Here is a 16,703-nt window from a genome sequence, read left to right on the forward strand (position 1 = left end):
CGCTCAGAAACGAGGTCCGCCCCATGACGACGACCACCGCCCCGACCACCGCCTTTCGGCATCCCGGTTCGCTCCTGAAGGAGACCGACCTCGACAAGCAGCAGTTCCTCGCGCTGATCACGCGCGCGGCGCAGCTCAAGCGCGACAGGGCCGGCGGCACCGAACGGCCCGCGCTGACAGGCCGGAACATCGCGCTGGTCTTCGAGAAGAGCTCCACCCGCACCCGCTGCGCATTCGAGGTCGCCGCACACCAGCAAGGCGCCCATGTCACCTACCTCGGGCCCGAGGGCTCCCACATCGGTCGTGAGGAGTCGGTACGCGACACGGCGCGGGTGCTGGGCCGGATGTTCGACGGCATAGAGTTCCGCGGTTTCGCCCAGGACACCGTGGAGCAGCTCGCCGACCATGCCGGCGTCCCCGTATGGAACGGGCTCACCGACTCCTGGCACCCGACCCAGACGCTGGCCGACGTGCTCACCATGACCGAACACCACCCCGGCCCCATGTGGCAGATCGCGTACTGCTTCCTCGGGGACGGCCGCAACAACGTCGCCCGTTCGCTTCTCGTCACCGGCGCCCTGCTGGGCATGGATGTGCGGATCGCGGCGCCGCGCGAACTGTGGCCCCCCGACGACGTCATCGCCACCGCCCGGAACCTCGCCACGAACAGTGGCGCGCGCGTCCTGGTGACCGAGGACGTCGAGCAGGCCACAGCGGGCGCCGACTTCGTCTACACCGATGTGTGGGTCAGCATGGGCGAGTCCGACGAGCAGTGGAAGACGCGCATTCCGCTGCTCCTGCCGTACCGCGTCACCGAGAAGGTCCTGCTCGGCTCCGGCAAGCCCGACACCAAATTCCTGCACTGCCTGCCCTCGGTCCACGACAGCAGCACACCACTCGGTCAGCGCCTCAACGACCAGTACGGGCTCACCGGCGCCGAGGTCACCGACGAGGTCTTCGAATCCGCTCGATCGATCGTCTTCGACCAGGCGGAGAACCGCCTGCACACCATCAAGGCCGTCCTCGTCGCCGCGCTGGGTGACTGAGGTGCGCATCGTCGTCGCCCTCGGCGGCAACGCGCTCCTGCGTCGTGGCGAGAAGCCCGATGCCGCGCTCCAGATCGGTCACATCCGCGCCGCGGCTGAGGCCCTCGCCCCGCTCGCCGCCGAGAACGAACTGGTCATCTGCCACGGAAACGGACCGCAGGTCGGCATGCTCGCGCTCGAAAGCGAGAGCGACACCTCGTTGACGCGCCCCTACCCGCTGGACGTACTCGTCGCCCAGACCCAGGGAATGATCGGCTACTGGCTGGTCCAGGAACTGCGCAACGCCGGGGTGACCAAGCCGATCCTCAGCATCGTGACCCAAACGGTCGTGGACGCGGAGGACCCGGCCTTCGCCAGACCGACGAAGTTCGTCGGACCGGTCTACGACCAGCCGCAGGCCCGCCTGCTCGCCGAACTCCACGGCTGGGACATCGCCCCCGACGGCGGACGCTGGCGACGCGTCGTGTCCTCGCCCCACCCGCAGCGCGTCCTCGAACAGGGCACCATCACCCACTTGCTCAGGCAGCAGTCCGTGATCATCTGCGGTGGCGGCGGCGGAGTACCGGTCGCCGAAGACGACGCCGGACGGATCCACGGCGTGGAGGCCGTCGTCGACAAGGACTTCACCGCGGCGCTGATCGCCATCAAGGTGAACGCCGACCGGCTGCTCGTCCTCACGGACGTGCCGGGCGTGATGGAACACTTCGCCACACCCCAGGCGATGCTGCGCAGGCGGATCAATGTGGACGACATGAGCCGGATATCCGTCCCTGACGGCTCCATGGGCCCCAAACTCACCGCCTGCGCCCGATTCGTCATCGCGACCGGCCGGAAAGCGGCCATCGGCTCGCTGTCCCAGGCCGCCGCGGTCCTGAACGGCAGCGCCGGGACCACCATCGCCGAACACCGGCTCGGACAAGTGGACGCGCGCTCCCGAAACGGTGGCCGACGCGCCTCGGTGGACGGGTGACTCGAAGGAAGAGCGGACGGTCGGCTGAGACCGAACAAAGGGCATGGCCCGCACAATTCGAGCTTGAGGTCCGAGCTTGAGATCCGAGCTTGAGATCCGAACGCAAACGATCAGCAGGAGTTCCGATGAGAGATCTGCCCGTGGACCAGACCGACCGGATCGTCGTGGGAGTGGACGGCTCTGCCGGGTCCGAGGCCGCGCTGCACTGGGCCATGGAGTACGCCCGACAGGTGGGGGCGTCGCTCTCGGCGGTCGCCGCATGGCAATACCCCAGCATGTACGGATACTCCTGGGGCTACTTGCCGTCCATGCCCGACGGCGGAAACTTCGCCATTTCGGCCGAGAAATGCCTGGAAGAAACCGTCGCGCGCGTCGTGAAGAACCAGAACGGCAGCACGGTCCAGGTGGCAACCCACTCGGTGGAGGGGCACCCGGCACAAGTCCTCACTGACGCCGCGCGCGACGCCCGGCTGCTGGTGGTGGGAACCCGGGGACACGGCACCTTCGCCGGCGTCCTGCTCGGTTCCGTCAGCCAGCACTGCGTCCAGCACGCGTCCTGCCCCGTCGTAGTCGTTCCGCAGCCGGTCGCGACCAGCGACCCGGCCGACGAATAACCTCGCAGGAAGTAGGTGATCCCACCTCGATCAACCGCGCCCGCACGCCGCAGAACCGGCACCAGCTTCCCGAACTGGCGCGGGCTCAGCCCCGGTGACCGGGACTATCCAGGACGGCTCGCCGATCTGCGTTGGTTCGCCCGAACAGGGCGGGGCCTGCAGATGTCAGACCCGCGGACGTACGAGGCGCAGCTCGCCTCGATCGCGAAAGCCAGGGCTCGGGAGAACGACGTTGCTGAAGCCCAGGCCCGGAGGATGCCCGAGCCCCAACTCCGTTCTGCCGGGGCGCGAGCGCGGCAGCGCCGCAGGAGCTTCACCGGCCTCGACGTGTACGGGCTGCCGCCTGCGGTGCGGCTGCTCGTTGCCGTGCGCACCCGGCCCGGTGGGACCGGAACATCTGGCGCGGCTGGGCGAGCGCGGCGAGGTGACCCATGGGATCGAAACTTTCGGTGCCTCGGACGTGCTCAGAAGCCGTCCAGCTATCACCCTGACCAGCAATAGTTTCCGAAACTTCTCCGAAAGTGTTGACACGTTTCGCGGGCGTTTCCACACTGAGTCCCCGAGGCGACGGCCCTGCCGACTCGGTGGAGCCGAAACGGTCGACGCCTACGAATCCGCGGGTGCGTCCCGCGCGTCCCCCCACGTTCTGTGAATCGGTTACGGAGGCTCTGCGATGAGCACAAAGGCCATACCCCCACCCCCGCCCGGGACCCGACGACGGCTCAGCCGTGTCCACCGGGCCGTCGTCGCCGTCGCGACCGGCTCGGTCGTGGCGGCCACGGCGGTCCTGGTCGCGGCGGCTCCCTCGGGCGCCGCCGCGACGTCCCTCGGCGCGGCAGCCGCGCAGAGCGGGCGGTACTTCGGCACCGCCATCTCCTCGGGCAAGCTCGGCGACTCGGCCTACACGACGATCGCCGACCGCGAGTTCAACATGGTGACGGCCGAGAACGAGATGAAGATCGACGCCACCGAGCCCCAGCAGGGCCAGTTCAACTTCAACGGCGGCGATCAGGTCTACAACTGGGCCGTACAACACGGCAAGCAGGTACGCGGCCACACCTTGGCCTGGCACAGCCAGCAGCCGGGCTGGATGCAGTCCCTCAGCGGCAGCGCGCTGCGCCAGGCGATGATCAACCACATCAACGGCGTGGTTGGTCACTACAAGGGCAAGCTCGCGCAGTGGGACGTGGTGAACGAGGCGTTCGCCGACGGCGGTTCCGGTGGACGACGCGACTCCAACCTCCAGCGCACCGGCAACGACTGGATCGAGGTCGCCTTTCGGACGGCGCGGGCGGCCGATCCGAACGTGAAGCTCTGTTACAACGACTACAACATCGAGAACTGGAACGACGCCAAGACGCAGGGCGTCTACAACATGGTCAAGGACTTCAAGGCCCGCGGCGTTCCGATCGACTGCGTCGGCTTCCAGTCCCACTTCAACAGCGGCAGCCCGTACAACAGCAACTTCCGTACCACGCTCCAGAGCTTCGCCGCTCTCGGCGTCGACGTGGCCATCACCGAGCTGGACGTCCAGGGCGCGTCGCCGACCACGTACGCCAACATCACCAACGACTGCCTGGCGGTCTCGCGATGCCTCGGCATGACGGTATGGGGCGTCCGGGACAGCGACTCGTGGCGCAGCCAGGACACGCCGTTGCTGTTCGACAGCAGCGGCAACAAGAAGGCGGCGTACACAGCCGTCCTGAACGCTCTCAACGCGGCCGGAGGTGGCACGACCACGCCTCCCACCACACCTCCGACCACGCCCCCGACCACTCCTCCCACGACCCCGCCGGGCGGCGGAAGCAACGGTCAGATCAAGGGGACGGGTTCGGGGCGGTGCCTGGACGTGCCCAACTCCACGACGACCGACGGCACGCAGGTCCAGTTGTGGGACTGCTCCGGCGGCAGCAACCAGAAGTGGACCTTGACGTCGGACGGCGAACTCAAATCCCTCGGCAAGTGCCTGGACGCGGCCGGCACCAGCAACGGCGTCAAGGCGCAGATCTACTCCTGCTGGGGCGGCGCCAACCAGAAGTGGCGCCTGAACTCCGACGGCTCCATCGCCAGCACCCAGTCGGGACTCTGCCTGGACGCGGTCGGCACCGGGACCGCCAACGGCACCCAGATCCAGATGTACTCCTGCTCCGGCGGCAGCAACCAGAAATGGACATGGGCCGGCAACTGATCGCGCCCCACTTCATCCGATGAGGTGAGGGACGTCTTCCGGCGCCATGGGGCCGCGCCGGAAGACGTCCCGTCGCGTGGAGAGACGGGGCCCGCGCGGCGCCCGGAGCACGGTCGCCGAAGGGGCCATTCGTGATCCGCCGGACAGAACCTAGGCCCGGTGGCGGCGCCTGTCGCGCGAATGCGGGCGCGATCGGGTAGTCAGGAACAGTGGACAAGGACGCGACCGACCCCTTCGTGCATGTCCGGGGCGCCAGTGAGAACAATCTGCGGAACATCGATGTCGACGTTCCGCGGGACGCGATGGTCGCCTTCACCGGCGTCTCCGGTTCGGGCAAGTCCTCGCTCGCGTTCGGCACCCTCTACGCGGAGGCCCAGCGGCGCTACTTCGAGTCCGTGGCACCGTACGCCCGAAGGCTGTTGCAACAGGTCGGCGCTCCGCATGTGCGGGAAATCACCGGACTGCCACCGGCCGTCGCCCTGCAGCAGCGACGCGGCTCCCCCAGCTCGCGCTCGACGGTCGGCACCATCACGACGCTGTCCAATCTGCTGCGCATGCTGTACTCCCGCGCCGGCACCTACCCCCCGGGGGCCGTGCGGCTGGAGGCCGAGTCGTTCTCACCCAACACCGCGGCAGGCGCCTGCCCGCAGTGCCACGGGCTGGGCGTCGTGCACGACGTCGCCGAGGACCTGCTGGTCCCGGACCCCTCGCTGAGCATCCGCGAGGGGGCGATCGCCGCCTGGCCGGGCGCCTGGCAGGGCGCCAACCTGCGCAGTGTCGTGAGCGGCCTGGGGATCGACATCGACCGGCCGTGGCGCAGGCTCAGGAAGAAGGACCGGGACTGGCTGCTGTACACGGACGAGCAGCCCTCCGTGTACATCCAGCCGCAGGAGGACCGCGTCGACTACGGCTACCAGGGCACGTTCTGGAGCGCGCGCAAGCACGTCATGCACGTCCTCGCCGACTCCAAGAGCGACAAGATGCGCGAACGGGCGCTCCGGTTCGTCAGGAGTGTGCCCTGCCCCGAGTGCCACGGCAGCGGACTGCGGCCCGAGGCAATCGCGGTGACCTTCGCCGGACGTTCCATCGCCGAGATCAACGCGATGCCGCTCACCGAGGTCGTGGCGCTGCTGCGGCCCGTCGTGGGGCGGTCCGGGGCCGACGCCACCACGTCGACCGCCCGGTCCGGGGAGACGACCGAGGCCGCGGTCCGGATCTGCGGCGATCTCGTCGCGCGGATCGACGTACTGCTCGACCTGGGCCTGGGATATCTCAGCCTCGGGCGCCGCTCGACGACCCTGTCGCCCGGCGAGGCGCAGCGCCTGCGGATCGCCACCCAACTGCGCTCGGGGCTGTTCGGCGTCGTCTACGTCCTCGACGAGCCCTCCGCAGGGCTGCACCCGGCCGACGCGGAACCGCTGCTGGACGTGCTGGACCGCCTCAAGGCGGCGGGCAATTCGCTGTTCGTCGTGGAGCACGACATGGACGTCGTGCGGCGGGCGGACTGGGTGGTCGACATCGGCCCCGGCGCGGGTGAGGGCGGCGGACGCGTGCTGTACAGCGGCCCGGTCGCCGGTCTTGAGCGGGTCGCGGAGTCGGCCACGAGCCAGTACCTGTTCGGGCGCGCCCAGCCGATCGAACACCGCCCGCGCACACCGCACGGCTGGCTGCGCCTGAGCGGCGTCTCACGCCACAATCTGCGCGATGTGTCGGTCGACGTGCCGCTGTGCGTACTGACGGCGGTGACGGGCGTGTCCGGTTCCGGGAAGTCGACGCTGGTGACGCAGGTGCTCGCCGAGGTCGTCCGCGGCCACCTCGGGCTCGTACCCGAGGAGCCCGACGAGGCGGAGCTGGAGGTCGACGTCCAGGACGCGTCGGGGGTCGAGTCGTTCGACCGGCTGGTCCGGGTCGACCAGCGGCCCATCGGCCGGACTCCCCGGTCCAACCTGGCCACGTACACGGGGATGTTCGACGCGGTGCGCAGGCTGTACGCGGGGACGGAGGAGGCCAGGGCGCGCGGCTACTCGGCCGGGCGGTTCTCCTTCAACGTGCCCGAAGGGCGGTGCGAGACCTGCCAGGGCGAGGGATTCGTCGCGGTGGAGCTGCTGTTCCTGCCCGGCACCTACGCGCCGTGCCCGACCTGCCGGGGCGCCCGCTACAACGCCGAGACGCTGGAAGTCACCTACCGCGGCAAGAACATCGCGCAAGTGCTGGGAATGTCCGTCGACGACGCCGCCGGGTTCCTGTCCGCCGTCCCGGCAGCCTCCCGCAGTCTGGAGACGTTGCGCGAGGTGGGACTCGGGTACCTGCGGCTGGGGCAGCCCGCGACGGAACTCAGCGGCGGCGAGGCGCAACGCATCAAACTGGCCACCGAATTGCAGCGGGCCCGCCGCGGGCACGCGCTCTACCTGCTCGACGAGCCGACGGCGGGGCTGCACCCCTCGGACATCGCGCTGCTGCTACGACAGCTGCACCGGCTCGTGGACGCCGGCAACACGGTCGTCCTCGTCGAGCACGACCTCGACACGATCGCCACCGCCGACTGGGTCATCGACCTCGGACCGGGCGGCGGCGACGCGGGCGGGCGGGTGGTCGCGGCGGGCCCGCCGGACAAGGTGGCGAAGGCCCGCGGCAGCGCCACCGCGCCCTACCTCGCGGCCCGCCTCGCGCGCTCCTGACGACGGAGCGAACCGCTGACCGCCGGCGCTTCAGCCGCGTCGGTCGTCGGGGCGGGCGAGCCGGGTCAGGGAGGCGACGACCAGGGCTTGCACGCCGGTGTCCAAGGTGGGCTGAAGGACCGGGGCGAAGCGGGCGCTGTGGTTCACGGGGATGTCCTGGGCGACGGTGCCGCGCCGCTCGGCCGCACGGTAGGCGTCGGGGTCGGTGCAGCCGATGCCCCAGTAGGTGTACGGGGTGCCGAAGGCGTCAGGGACGCGGCTGAAGTCCTCGCTGGCGCTCTGCAACGCGCTGGTACGGGCCCGCTCGCCGAAGTAGGCGGTGAACGCGGCGGAGACTTCGGCGGTGACGGCCTCGTCGTTGACGGTCGGCGGGAAGCGGCCGCCCTCTTCGTACTGCGGGTCCCGGGTCGCGCGGGAGGCGTCGCACTCGGCTGTGACGATGCGCCGCACGGCGGCCAGGACGGCTTCACGGGTGCCTTCGTCGTAGGTGCGCACATTGAGCTGGATCTCGGCCGTGTCCGGGATCACGTTGCCGGTCGTACCGGCGTGGACGGAACCCACGGTCAGCACGGCGGGCTCGGTCGCGGCCAGCTCTCGGGAGACGATCGTCTGAAGGCGTACCACGATCATCGATGCCATGACCACCGGGTCGATCGCGGCCTGGGGAGCGGAGCCGTGGGCACCCCGGCCGTGGACGGTGATCTTCAGATTGTCCGCCGCCGAGAGGAACGACCCGGAGCGGGTGCCCAGAGTCCCGGCGGGATAGGGCAGTACGTGCTGGGCGAACGCCACGTCCGGGCGGGGGACGCGGTCGGCGAGACCGTCGGCGAGCATGCGGTCGGCGCCGTCCCCGGGTTCCTCCGCGGGCTGGAACAGGGCGACGAGCGTGCCCTGCCACGACGTCGGGGAGGCCGCCATCAGCCTGGCCGCGCCCAGCAGACAGGTGACGTGCATGTCGTGGCCGCAGGCGTGGGCCACGGGGACGTCCCGGCCGGACTCGTCCGTGGCGGTGGCCGTACTGGCGTACGGGAGACCGGTGTCCTCCCGGACCGGCAGCGCGTCCATGTCGGCCCGCAGCAGGACGACCGGCCCGTCGCCGTTGGCGAGTACGCCGACCACGCCGGTGCCGCCGACACCCGCGTGCACCCTGTAGCCCCACTCCGTCAGGCGCTCGGCCACCCGGGCCGCGGTCCTGTGCTCCTGGTGGCCCAGCTCGGGATGGGCGTGCAGGTCCCGGTAGACGTCCTCCAGCTCGGAACGGATTTCCGGCAGTCCGGCCAGGACGACGTCCGCGGGAGCCGCCGTACCAGTGGAATCGTCGATCGCCACAGCCGCCAGCTCCTCGCCGATGGGGGTTGCCCGGATGGTCGACCAGCTGGTCGACCAGCTCGATGACCCGACGGTAACCCGGCCCCTGCCGTGCTGCCTGACCTGGCATTCGTGATCACCGCTGCCGGGTGAGCCGGGGCCGCCCGCCGCCCGCGTACCCGCACCGGCCGCCTTCCGCCTTCCGCCTTCCACGGGCGCGCCACGACGCGCGGACGGCCGTATACGCACGCGTCGGCTCGGCGTCGATCAGACCGTGATCGGGCGGGAAGCGCCGTGACCGAGCGGGCAGCGCCGTGACCCGCGTGCGAAAATGGCCCTACGATCGCGCCACGATCCGCAAGCCCCCGCGATCCACGATGCATCCCTTCTGCCGACCCGATCGACGCACTGGGAGGCTCTCGGTGAGCGAACGTCGCAATGGATGGCCGACGCTGGTCCACGAGGACATGGCGGCCATGGTCGGATACGTCAACCGGGTGGTGCAGGTCGCGGGCAAGTACACCCTCGACGAGCCCTTCGAAGTCGGCTGGGGAAACGTCGTCCTCGACGTCACTCCCCGCGGGCTCAGGACGCCGACGTTCCGGCGGCGAGGGGTGACCTTCGCGGTGCACTACCGCCTGCTCGACGGTGACATGGTCGTCGAGGCCGACGCGGGCTCGCGGACGGTGCCCTTGTCGGACGGATCAGTCGCCGCGTTCTACGCGGCGTTCCGCGACGCGGCGGCCGAGCTGGGCATAACCCGGCCGCGTACCTCGCTGATCTGCGAGATTCCGGATTGCGAGCCGACCTTCGAGGACGATCACGTCGAACGCGCCTGGGATCCCGGCGTCGCCCGGCTGATGTGGCAAGCGCTGAACCTCGCCGCCGGCGGACTCGAAACGTGGCAGGCGCCCTTCCTCGGGCACCGCCCCCGGGTCGGGGTGATGTGGGGCGGCTTCGACCTGTCCGCGACGCGGCACCGGGCGCGGCCCACCGAGCCGCCGCCCGATCGTCCGGCGTTCATGCAGAACGCCCAGCTCCGGGAGTACGTGGCGGTGGGATTCTCCTTCGGGGACGCCACAGCGCCCGGTGCCGGTATGTACGCCTACATCTGGCCTCAGCCGGACGGCCTCGACGGCCGGTCCTGGGGTGTCGACGGGGCGGTCTGGAATCCCGACGCCGGTCTGGTTCTCCTGCCGTGGGACAGGCTCGGGGAGACGGCCGACCCGCACCAGGCCATCGTGACGTTCGGTGACGCCGTCTACGACGCCGCCGTCGGGCTGTCGGGCTGGCCGTCCGACCTCATCGGGCCCCGCGTCGACGGCTGGTACATGAGCCGGACGCGGCCGGACGCCGTCCGGGGCCTGCGCCCCTGAACCGAGCTGGTTCGGCCGGCTGAGACGCGAGCTCCCGGGCAGCCCTTCGCGGCGGACATGATGGGGACACCTCAGGATTCGGGAATGATCTTGATCGCGCTGGACCACTTCAGTCCGAGCCGGTCCTGGAGCGTCATGTGCAGGAACTGGAACGCCTCCAGTTCCAGGGCGCGGCGCAGCGGTCCGGCGTCGAGGGGGCGCAGGCCGCCGCTCGTGACGAATTCGGTGACGGTCGCCCGCGCGTCGTCGTCATCCGTGGCGATGAACACGTCCAGAGGCTGACCGGCCACTTCGCCGGCCACCAGCGTGGTCGCGAAGGTCGTGTTGAACGCCTTGACGAAGCGGGCCTGCGGAGCCTCGGCCGCGACGAGGGTCACGGCTGCCACGCCGGGCGGGGTGACGAGCGAGTCGAAGGTGGAGAAGTCGACGGGGTTGCAGATGTCCACGACGACCTTGCCCGCGAGGGCCCGGGAGTGTTCACGGGCCACCGTCTTCGCCGCCTCGAACGGCAGGGCGAGCACGGTGATGTCCGCGCCGTCCAGCGCGTCGAAGTCCGCGCCGCTCGCGTCCGCGCCGAGGTCGGCGGCGAGGGCGTCCGCCTTGGCCCGGTTGCTGTCCACGAGACGGACCCGGTGGCCGCCCGCGAGGGCGCGGGTGGCGATGCCGCGGGCCATGTTGCCCGCACCGACGATCGTGATCTGCATGGCTGACTCCTTCTTCCGTCAAGGCCGACGAGGGCCGCGACCGAGCGCCCGGAGAGGGGTATAAGGCCGGCACCGTCCGGCTCCGTGCTCGGGGCGCGCGGCGACCGGCTCATCACGGTCGAGTACGGCCAGAGCACACCGGGCCGTACGCACCCCGCGGCACCGGTCGCGGCCGAGGCGACGCTGCTCCGGTCCCGCCACGCTGCGGCGCCCTCTGAAAAGCCCAGCTCAGGACGGTCCCGAGAACGTCGGCGACCCTGTCATCCTGCGGGAAGCGGCGGACGCCCGCATCCGGAGCGGTGACCCGAGACAAGCCCCCGCGGCGCGACGCCAGGGTGCCCGATGTGTCAGTGGTGACCGTGGGCTGTGTCGGACGCTCCGCCAAACAGGCGGCCCACGGCCCGGAACGGCAGGGACACCACCGTGGCGACAGCGCTGCCGATCTTTCCGAGTACATCTGCGATGGCCTTGAACATGGCTCACCCTCCTTCGGTACGCGGTGCGGTTGTCCGGCACCGCGTGTGGAGCCTCACCTGGTCCCCTACCCGGATAGCGGCCGCCCATGGGCTCTCCCGCTCGTTCTCATGGGAACTGTCCGCGCAGCCGTGTAGGACGGCCCCCGCGGGGCATCCGGATGCGTACGCCACTGTCCCGGGTGAGGCTGTGAATGCGTACGAGTCGTCACCGAGGGAGGCCACCACACATGCGGAGCACCACGCGGCAGGACGGGCCCGCCACCGCTCCACCGGCGACCGCTCCTGATCCGGCGGCCCACGACGCGGCGACGGGTCTTCCCGTCGCGGCGGCGGCCCGGGAGTCGGCGGAGCGTTTCGCGGAGCTGGTGGCCGCTCTGACGTCGGGAGCGCTGGACTGCCCGTTGCCGGGCTCGGGTCGTACGGCGGAGCGCTTCGCCGTCCTCACCTCGGTGGCCGAGCGGGATCTGTGCGCGGCCCGGCTCTTCGAAGGACACGTGGACGCGGCGGCGATCCTGGCGGAACTGGACGCGCCCCCGCCCCGGCCGGGAGAGCGGTGGGGCGTGTGGGCGGCCGAACCGCCGGGCGAAGGACTGCACGCCACCCGTGACCGCGACGGCTGGGTGCTGACCGGGCTCAAGCAGTACTGCTCGGGAGCCCACAGCTGCACCCACGCGCTGGTCACCGCGGCGACGGAGCGGGGAAAGCGGCTGTTCGCGGTACGGACGGGGGTGGCCGACGGCTGCCGCCCGGTGCCGGGCACCTGGCAGGCCGTCGGGATGGCCGGGAGCGACACCCCTGACGTGCGCTTCGACCATGTGCCCGGTGTGCCGGTCGGCGACGTCGGCGGCTATCTGAAGCGGCCGGGGTTCCAGCACGGCGGTATCGGCGTGGCAGCCTGCTGGTACGGCGGGGCCCGCGCCGTCGCCGACGTTCTGCTGCGCGCCGCCGCCGATCGCGGCCCCGACCCGCACACCGACGCGCACATGGGCGCGGTCGACATGCTGCTCCATGCCGCGGCGGCCGTGCTGAAGCAGGCCGCAGCGGAGATCGACGGCGATCCGTCCGACACCGGCGGCACCGCGCGGATGCGCAGCCTGCGCACCCGCGCGTTCGTCGAGTCCGTGTGCGCCGACGTCCTCACGCACGTGGGACGGGCCACCGGCGCCGGTCCGCTGTGCCACGACGAACGCCACGCCCGGAACACCGCTGACCTGACCGTGTACATCCGCCAACACCACGCCGAGCGCAACCTCGCCGAACTGGGCGGCCTCGCCGCCCGCAAGGAGCCGTCGTGAGCGAGCAACCAGGCCCGCCGCCCGCATACGCCAACCCCATCCAGGCGCCGGGCACCGACGAGGCGCTCTGGCGGGACTGGGACGGCTGGCGCGCGCTTCCCGAGCTGCGGCTGCCCGAGGCGGGCAGGGTGGTCGTGGTGGCCGCGCATCCCGATGACGAAGTGCTGGGCGCCGGCGGGACGATGGCGATGCTGGCGGACGCGGGGACCGCCCTCACCGTGGTCTCCGTCACCGACGGGGAGCAGTCGCACGCCGACAGCAAAGCCGTCACGCCCCGGCGGCTGACACAGCTGCGGGCCGAAGAACTCCGCCAGGCCCTCGCGGCGTTGGGCACGGGCGCGGCCCACGTCGTCCGGCTGCAAGTGCCGGACACCCGGGTGGCCTTCCACGAGGACGAGATCGTCAAGGCACTCGTCCCGGTGCTGGAGGGCGCCTCGTTGTGCCTCGCGCCGTGGATCGGCGACGTCCACGGTGACCATGAAGCCGCAGGACGGGCCGCGCTCGCCGCCGCCGCGCAGGCCTCCGTGCCCTGCCTGATGTATCCCGTGTGGATGTGGCACTGGGCGCGCCCCGGCGACCCGCGTGTCCCGTGGCCTTCCGCGCACCGGGTCACCCTGCCCGCGGATGTCCAGGCCCGCAAGCGCGCCGCGGTCGCCCGTTTCGCCACCCAGGTCGAGCCCATCGGCCCCGCGCCGGAGGACGCCGCGGTCCTGCCGCCCGACGAGGTGGCCCACCACCTCCGCGCGCACGAGGTGATGTTCCAGTGAGCCGGACGAACGCGGCGAGTACGCCCGCCGCCTACTTCGAGACGATGTACGGCGGGGGCGAGGACCCCTGGCACCTCGCCGAACGCTGGTACGAGCGGCGCAAGTACGACATCACCGTGGCCGCGCTCCCCCTGCCGCGCTACCGCCGGGCCTTCGAACCCGCCTGCTCGGTCGGTGAGTTGACTCGCCGACTGGCGACCCGTTGCGACGAGGTACTCGCCTGCGACCGGGTCGCGTCCGCCGTGGCGACCACGCGGCAACGTACCGCCGCAGCAGAGAATGTGACGGTACGTCAGCTCACGCTGCCCGACGAGTGGCCGGACGGCTCCTTCGATCTGATCGTGCTGTCCGAAGTGCTCTATTACTTCGCCGCTCCCGATCTCGACAGGCTTCTGGACCGGGCCCGGACGGCGTTGGAGCCCGGCGGGCATCTCGTCACCGTGCATTGGAACCACCCGGTGCCCGAACACCTGTGGACGGGCATCGAGATCGCGGACCGCGTGACCGGCCTGCCCGGGCTGTCACTGCTCGCCGATCACCGCGAGGCCGACTTCGTCCTCCAGGTCCACGGCCGTGACCTGGCCGACGGGAGCAGCCCGCCCGGTCCCGCCGAGCGCGAGGGTCTGGTGTGAGGGTCGAGGCCATCGCCGTCGTCATCCCGGCGCACAACGAGGAGGCGCTCCTGCCCGCCGCGCTGGAGGCGGTCGCGGCTGCCGCGCGCCACCCCGCACTCGCCGCCGTGCGGATTCGCACGGTCGTCGTCGCGGACTCCTGCCGTGACGGCACGGCCCGGATCGCGCACCGGGCCGGAGCCCTCGTGGTGCCGGTCGGCTTCCGCAGTCCGGGCCGGGCGCGCGCCGAGGGCGCCGAGCACGCGCTGGCGGAGATCGCCGTCCCGCACGATCGGGTGTGGCTCGCCACCACCGACGCCGACAGCGCCGTACCCCCGCACTGGCTGGCACACCACAGCGCTCTCGCCCGTGACGGGTGGGACGCGGTGGTCGGCACCGTGACCGTGCCGACGGCGACCGCCCTCACCGTCCGGCACCAGCTCAGCTACGAAGCCACCCGCCCGGCCGACGGCGCCCACTGGCACCACCCCCATGTCCACGGCGCCAACCTGGGCCTGAGTGCCAGCGCCTACCGCGATGTGGGCGGGTTCCCGCCGCTCGACGTCGGCGAGGACCACGCACTGGTCGCCGCGCTGGTCGGCCGCGGTCATCGCGTCCTGCGCACCTCCGCCGCCCCTGTCATGACCTCGCCCCGTCTGCACGGCCGCGCCCGCGGCGGCTTCGCGGACTTCCTCGCCGCGCAGGCCGAACGCACCGCCCGCAGCGAACCGGCGAGCTGACCGGCGCGGCGTATCGGCCAAGGGGTACGTGGAACCACCGACGACCGACACCGCTGGCACCCGCGACAGCGCGGGGACCTCTCGCCGCCACGCCATCGGGTGACGCGGCTCAGCCAGCCGGGTGACAGCGGCCACCGCGGGCTGCCGCCGGGCGGGCCGGTGCTCCAGGATCGGTGCCGCCGCCGTCTCCGGCGGGCCGCGCGTCGACCGCGCGCCCGTGACGCGCGATCAGATCGACCACGGCTGTTCGAGGAGTCCCACCCCATGCGTTCACGCGTCATCGCCATCATGGCCGCCGCTGCCGCCGCCACGGCGGCACTCGCGCAACCCGCCCACGCCGGCCCGCTCGTCGACGGGGTCTACCGTTTCGCGGCCCTCAAGGACGGCATGTGCCTGACCTGGCCCAAAACGAAGGCGCGCATCGGCATGGTGGCGCTGGGCGCCTGCACGGACACCGCCTCCACGTCGGCGAACTGGCAGGTACGGCAACGCCCCAACGGAACCATGGAGGTCTCCACACCGGACTCCGACCCGCGCACCTGCCTGGGCCTGACGACGGACTACCACGTGAAGGTCACCGACACCTGCTCCGACAAGTACGCCGAGTGGACCGTCTCCTACGGCTCCGCAGGTCCTGGCAGCGTCGTCTGGGCCGACATCGAGCACACCCCCAGCGACCACTCCAACTCGTGGGGGAAACTCGTCGACAGCCCCGACGTCACCGGCCGCATCGTGGTGCGGCAAGCCCCCATCGACCCGCACTACTGGGCTTTGCAGCCGGCCGGCTGAGACCTGTCCCGCACCGGCTGTCCGCCGGGGCCCGGCCGGCAAGGCGCTGCCGCCTTCCTGCGACGGACGCTGCGCCGCGTCGCTGGCCGAGCTCCTCCGGGCCGGTCACGAGGTCGTCATCGTCCACGGCGCTCCCGCCGAGACCCAGGCCGTCACCGGATCGCGCTTGGTACGCGCGCTGGACTCCGTGCTCGTCGGCCGTACCGTGGTCGCGCTCGTGACCCACGCCCAGGTCGGCGCCCACGACCCGCAGGTGAGCGTGCCGGACCGGCCCCGCGTACGCCCGCAGGCCGTTCCCGAGGCTCAGGTCGTCCGGGAACTGCTGGCCGACGGCACCGTGGTGGTCTGCGGCGGCGGCATCCCCGTCCTACGGGAACGCGGCACCGCGCGCCTGCGGACCGTACCGGTGACGGTGGACCCGGATCGGACGGCGGCGCTGCTGGCCGTCGAACTGGACGCGAACATCCTGCTGTTCCTCACCGGCGCCACGCACCTGTTCGCCGCGGGAGGACACGGCCGCCCCAGGCCGCTGCTGCGGCTGACCCCCGACGAACTGTCCGGCGTACGACGGGAGGACGCGCCGCAGGCCCATAGGCCCCGCCGAAGCGCACCGGGCCGAAGAACCACCGGTACGGCCGCAGGGCGGCTCACCGTGCCCGAGACGAGGTCAGGATCTGTACCGGACAGCCCTCAGCCGTGGGAGATCTCGGCCACCTCGACCACTTCGGAGCCTTCGCGACGCATCCGTTCGCTCCCCCAGACGCCGAGCGGCCCGAGCGCCTGATTGAGCGTGCGCCCGTGCTCGGTCAGGGAGTACTCCACCCGCGGCGGCACCTCGGCGAAGACCTTCCGGTGCACCAGTCCGTCCTCCTCCATCTCGCGCAGGTGCTGCGTCAGCATCTTCTCGCTCACTCCGGGCAGGCCGCGACGGAGCTCGGCGAAGCGGCGCACACGATGGGCGTCAAGTTCCCAGAGGATGAGTCCCTTCCACTTGCCGCTCACCACGTCGAGCGCGGCGTCGATGCCGCAGATGTAAGGCCCGCACCTCGGCGCCCTCGCCATCGCTGATCCCCTTACTAAAAGGTAAGTACCGCAGAAAATAGTGGGTACTTCCCAGATTAGTGGCCCTCTCCGAGCATGA

Annotated in this window: 16 protein-coding genes; 12 read left to right on the forward strand and 4 right to left on the reverse strand. The window is 71.2% G+C overall.

Annotation, left to right across the window (positions count from 1 at the left end; translation table 11 throughout):
- The first annotated feature begins 23 nt into the window (after window positions 1–23).
- The 5 genes from argF (at window position 24) to uvrA (ending at window position 7,496) form a co-directional block, all read left to right on the forward strand.
- On the forward strand, window positions 24–1,046 hold the full coding sequence (gene argF / locus ACFY9V_RS23445; RefSeq protein WP_355335120.1) for an ornithine carbamoyltransferase: 1,023 nt from the start codon (window positions 24–26) through the stop codon (window positions 1,044–1,046).
- On the forward strand, window positions 1,039–2,016 hold the full coding sequence (locus ACFY9V_RS23450) for a carbamate kinase (RefSeq protein WP_391162727.1): 978 nt from the start codon (window positions 1,039–1,041) through the stop codon (window positions 2,014–2,016). Before argF ends, ACFY9V_RS23450 begins: the two co-directional genes overlap by 8 nt.
- 125 nt (window positions 2,017–2,141) lie before the next feature.
- Window positions 2,142–2,630, forward strand: coding sequence for a universal stress protein (locus ACFY9V_RS23455; RefSeq protein WP_391162728.1), 489 nt, complete (start codon window positions 2,142–2,144; stop codon window positions 2,628–2,630).
- Window positions 2,631–3,303: 673 nt separating this feature from the next.
- Window positions 3,304–4,818, forward strand: a complete 1,515-nt coding sequence (locus ACFY9V_RS23460; RefSeq protein WP_391162729.1) for an endo-1,4-beta-xylanase — start codon at window positions 3,304–3,306, stop codon at window positions 4,816–4,818.
- A 209-nt stretch (window positions 4,819–5,027) separates the two neighbouring features.
- Entirely contained in the window at window positions 5,028–7,496 is a 2,469-nt protein-coding gene (gene uvrA, locus ACFY9V_RS23465; RefSeq protein ID WP_391162730.1) for an excinuclease ABC subunit UvrA, read from the forward strand.
- A 30-nt stretch (window positions 7,497–7,526) separates the two neighbouring features.
- Here uvrA and ACFY9V_RS23470 read toward each other — a convergent pair whose 3' ends face one another.
- A complete protein-coding gene (locus tag ACFY9V_RS23470; RefSeq protein WP_391162731.1) occupies window positions 7,527–8,825 on the reverse strand; it encodes an amidohydrolase in 1,299 nt (432 codons plus the stop codon).
- A gap of 401 nt (window positions 8,826–9,226) precedes the next feature.
- Here ACFY9V_RS23470 and ACFY9V_RS23475 point away from each other — a divergent pair, with 401 nt between their 5' ends.
- Window positions 9,227–10,180, forward strand: a complete 954-nt coding sequence (locus tag ACFY9V_RS23475; protein WP_391162732.1) for a DUF5996 family protein — start codon at window positions 9,227–9,229, stop codon at window positions 10,178–10,180.
- Between the two features lie 71 nt (window positions 10,181–10,251).
- On the opposite strand, the gene ACFY9V_RS23480 is transcribed toward ACFY9V_RS23475, so the two are convergent.
- Both ACFY9V_RS23480 and ACFY9V_RS23485 read right to left on the reverse strand, forming a co-directional pair.
- The gene (locus tag ACFY9V_RS23480; protein ID WP_391162733.1) at window positions 10,252–10,884 is read right to left on the reverse strand and encodes an NAD(P)-binding domain-containing protein; all 633 of its coding nucleotides are present in this window, start codon (window positions 10,882–10,884) and stop codon (window positions 10,252–10,254) included.
- Between the two features lie 347 nt (window positions 10,885–11,231).
- Window positions 11,232–11,360 carry an LPFR motif small protein gene (locus ACFY9V_RS23485; protein ID WP_355335140.1) on the reverse strand — a complete coding sequence of 43 codons (129 nt, stop codon included), beginning with the start codon at window positions 11,358–11,360 and terminating at the stop codon, window positions 11,232–11,234.
- A gap of 227 nt (window positions 11,361–11,587) precedes the next feature.
- Between ACFY9V_RS23485 and ACFY9V_RS23490 the strand changes: the two genes are divergently transcribed.
- The 6 genes from ACFY9V_RS23490 (at window position 11,588) to ACFY9V_RS23515 (ending at window position 16,346) form a co-directional block, all read left to right on the forward strand.
- Window positions 11,588–12,655 (forward strand): acyl-CoA dehydrogenase, encoded by a 1,068-nt coding sequence (locus ACFY9V_RS23490; RefSeq protein ID WP_391162734.1) that lies wholly within the window; start codon window positions 11,588–11,590, stop codon window positions 12,653–12,655.
- On the forward strand, window positions 12,652–13,422 hold the full coding sequence (locus ACFY9V_RS23495) for a PIG-L family deacetylase (RefSeq protein ID WP_391162736.1): 771 nt from the start codon (window positions 12,652–12,654) through the stop codon (window positions 13,420–13,422). The genes ACFY9V_RS23490 and ACFY9V_RS23495 overlap by 4 nt, the downstream gene beginning before the upstream one ends.
- A 44-nt stretch (window positions 13,423–13,466) precedes the next feature.
- Window positions 13,467–14,054, forward strand: a complete 588-nt coding sequence (locus ACFY9V_RS23500; RefSeq protein ID WP_391162937.1) for a methyltransferase domain-containing protein — start codon at window positions 13,467–13,469, stop codon at window positions 14,052–14,054.
- Window positions 14,051–14,773 (forward strand): glycosyltransferase, encoded by a 723-nt coding sequence (locus tag ACFY9V_RS23505; RefSeq protein ID WP_391162737.1) that lies wholly within the window; start codon window positions 14,051–14,053, stop codon window positions 14,771–14,773. Before ACFY9V_RS23500 ends, ACFY9V_RS23505 begins: the two co-directional genes overlap by 4 nt.
- A 264-nt stretch (window positions 14,774–15,037) precedes the next feature.
- Entirely contained in the window at window positions 15,038–15,562 is a 525-nt protein-coding gene (locus ACFY9V_RS23510) for a hypothetical protein (RefSeq protein WP_391162739.1), read from the forward strand.
- Window positions 15,563–15,608: 46 nt separating this feature from the next.
- Window positions 15,609–16,346, forward strand: coding sequence for a hypothetical protein (locus ACFY9V_RS23515; RefSeq protein WP_391162938.1), 738 nt, complete (start codon window positions 15,609–15,611; stop codon window positions 16,344–16,346).
- On the opposite strand, the gene ACFY9V_RS23520 is transcribed toward ACFY9V_RS23515, so the two are convergent.
- On the reverse strand, window positions 16,253–16,624 hold the full coding sequence (locus ACFY9V_RS23520) for a helix-turn-helix domain-containing protein (RefSeq protein ID WP_355335155.1): 372 nt from the start codon (window positions 16,622–16,624) through the stop codon (window positions 16,253–16,255). The genes ACFY9V_RS23515 and ACFY9V_RS23520 overlap by 94 nt on opposite strands.
- Between the last annotated feature and the right edge of the window lie 79 nt (window positions 16,625–16,703).

It is taken from the genome of Streptomyces sp. NPDC008317, assembly GCF_042955955.1.
In the GTDB taxonomy this organism is placed as follows: domain Bacteria; phylum Actinomycetota; class Actinomycetes; order Streptomycetales; family Streptomycetaceae; genus Actinacidiphila.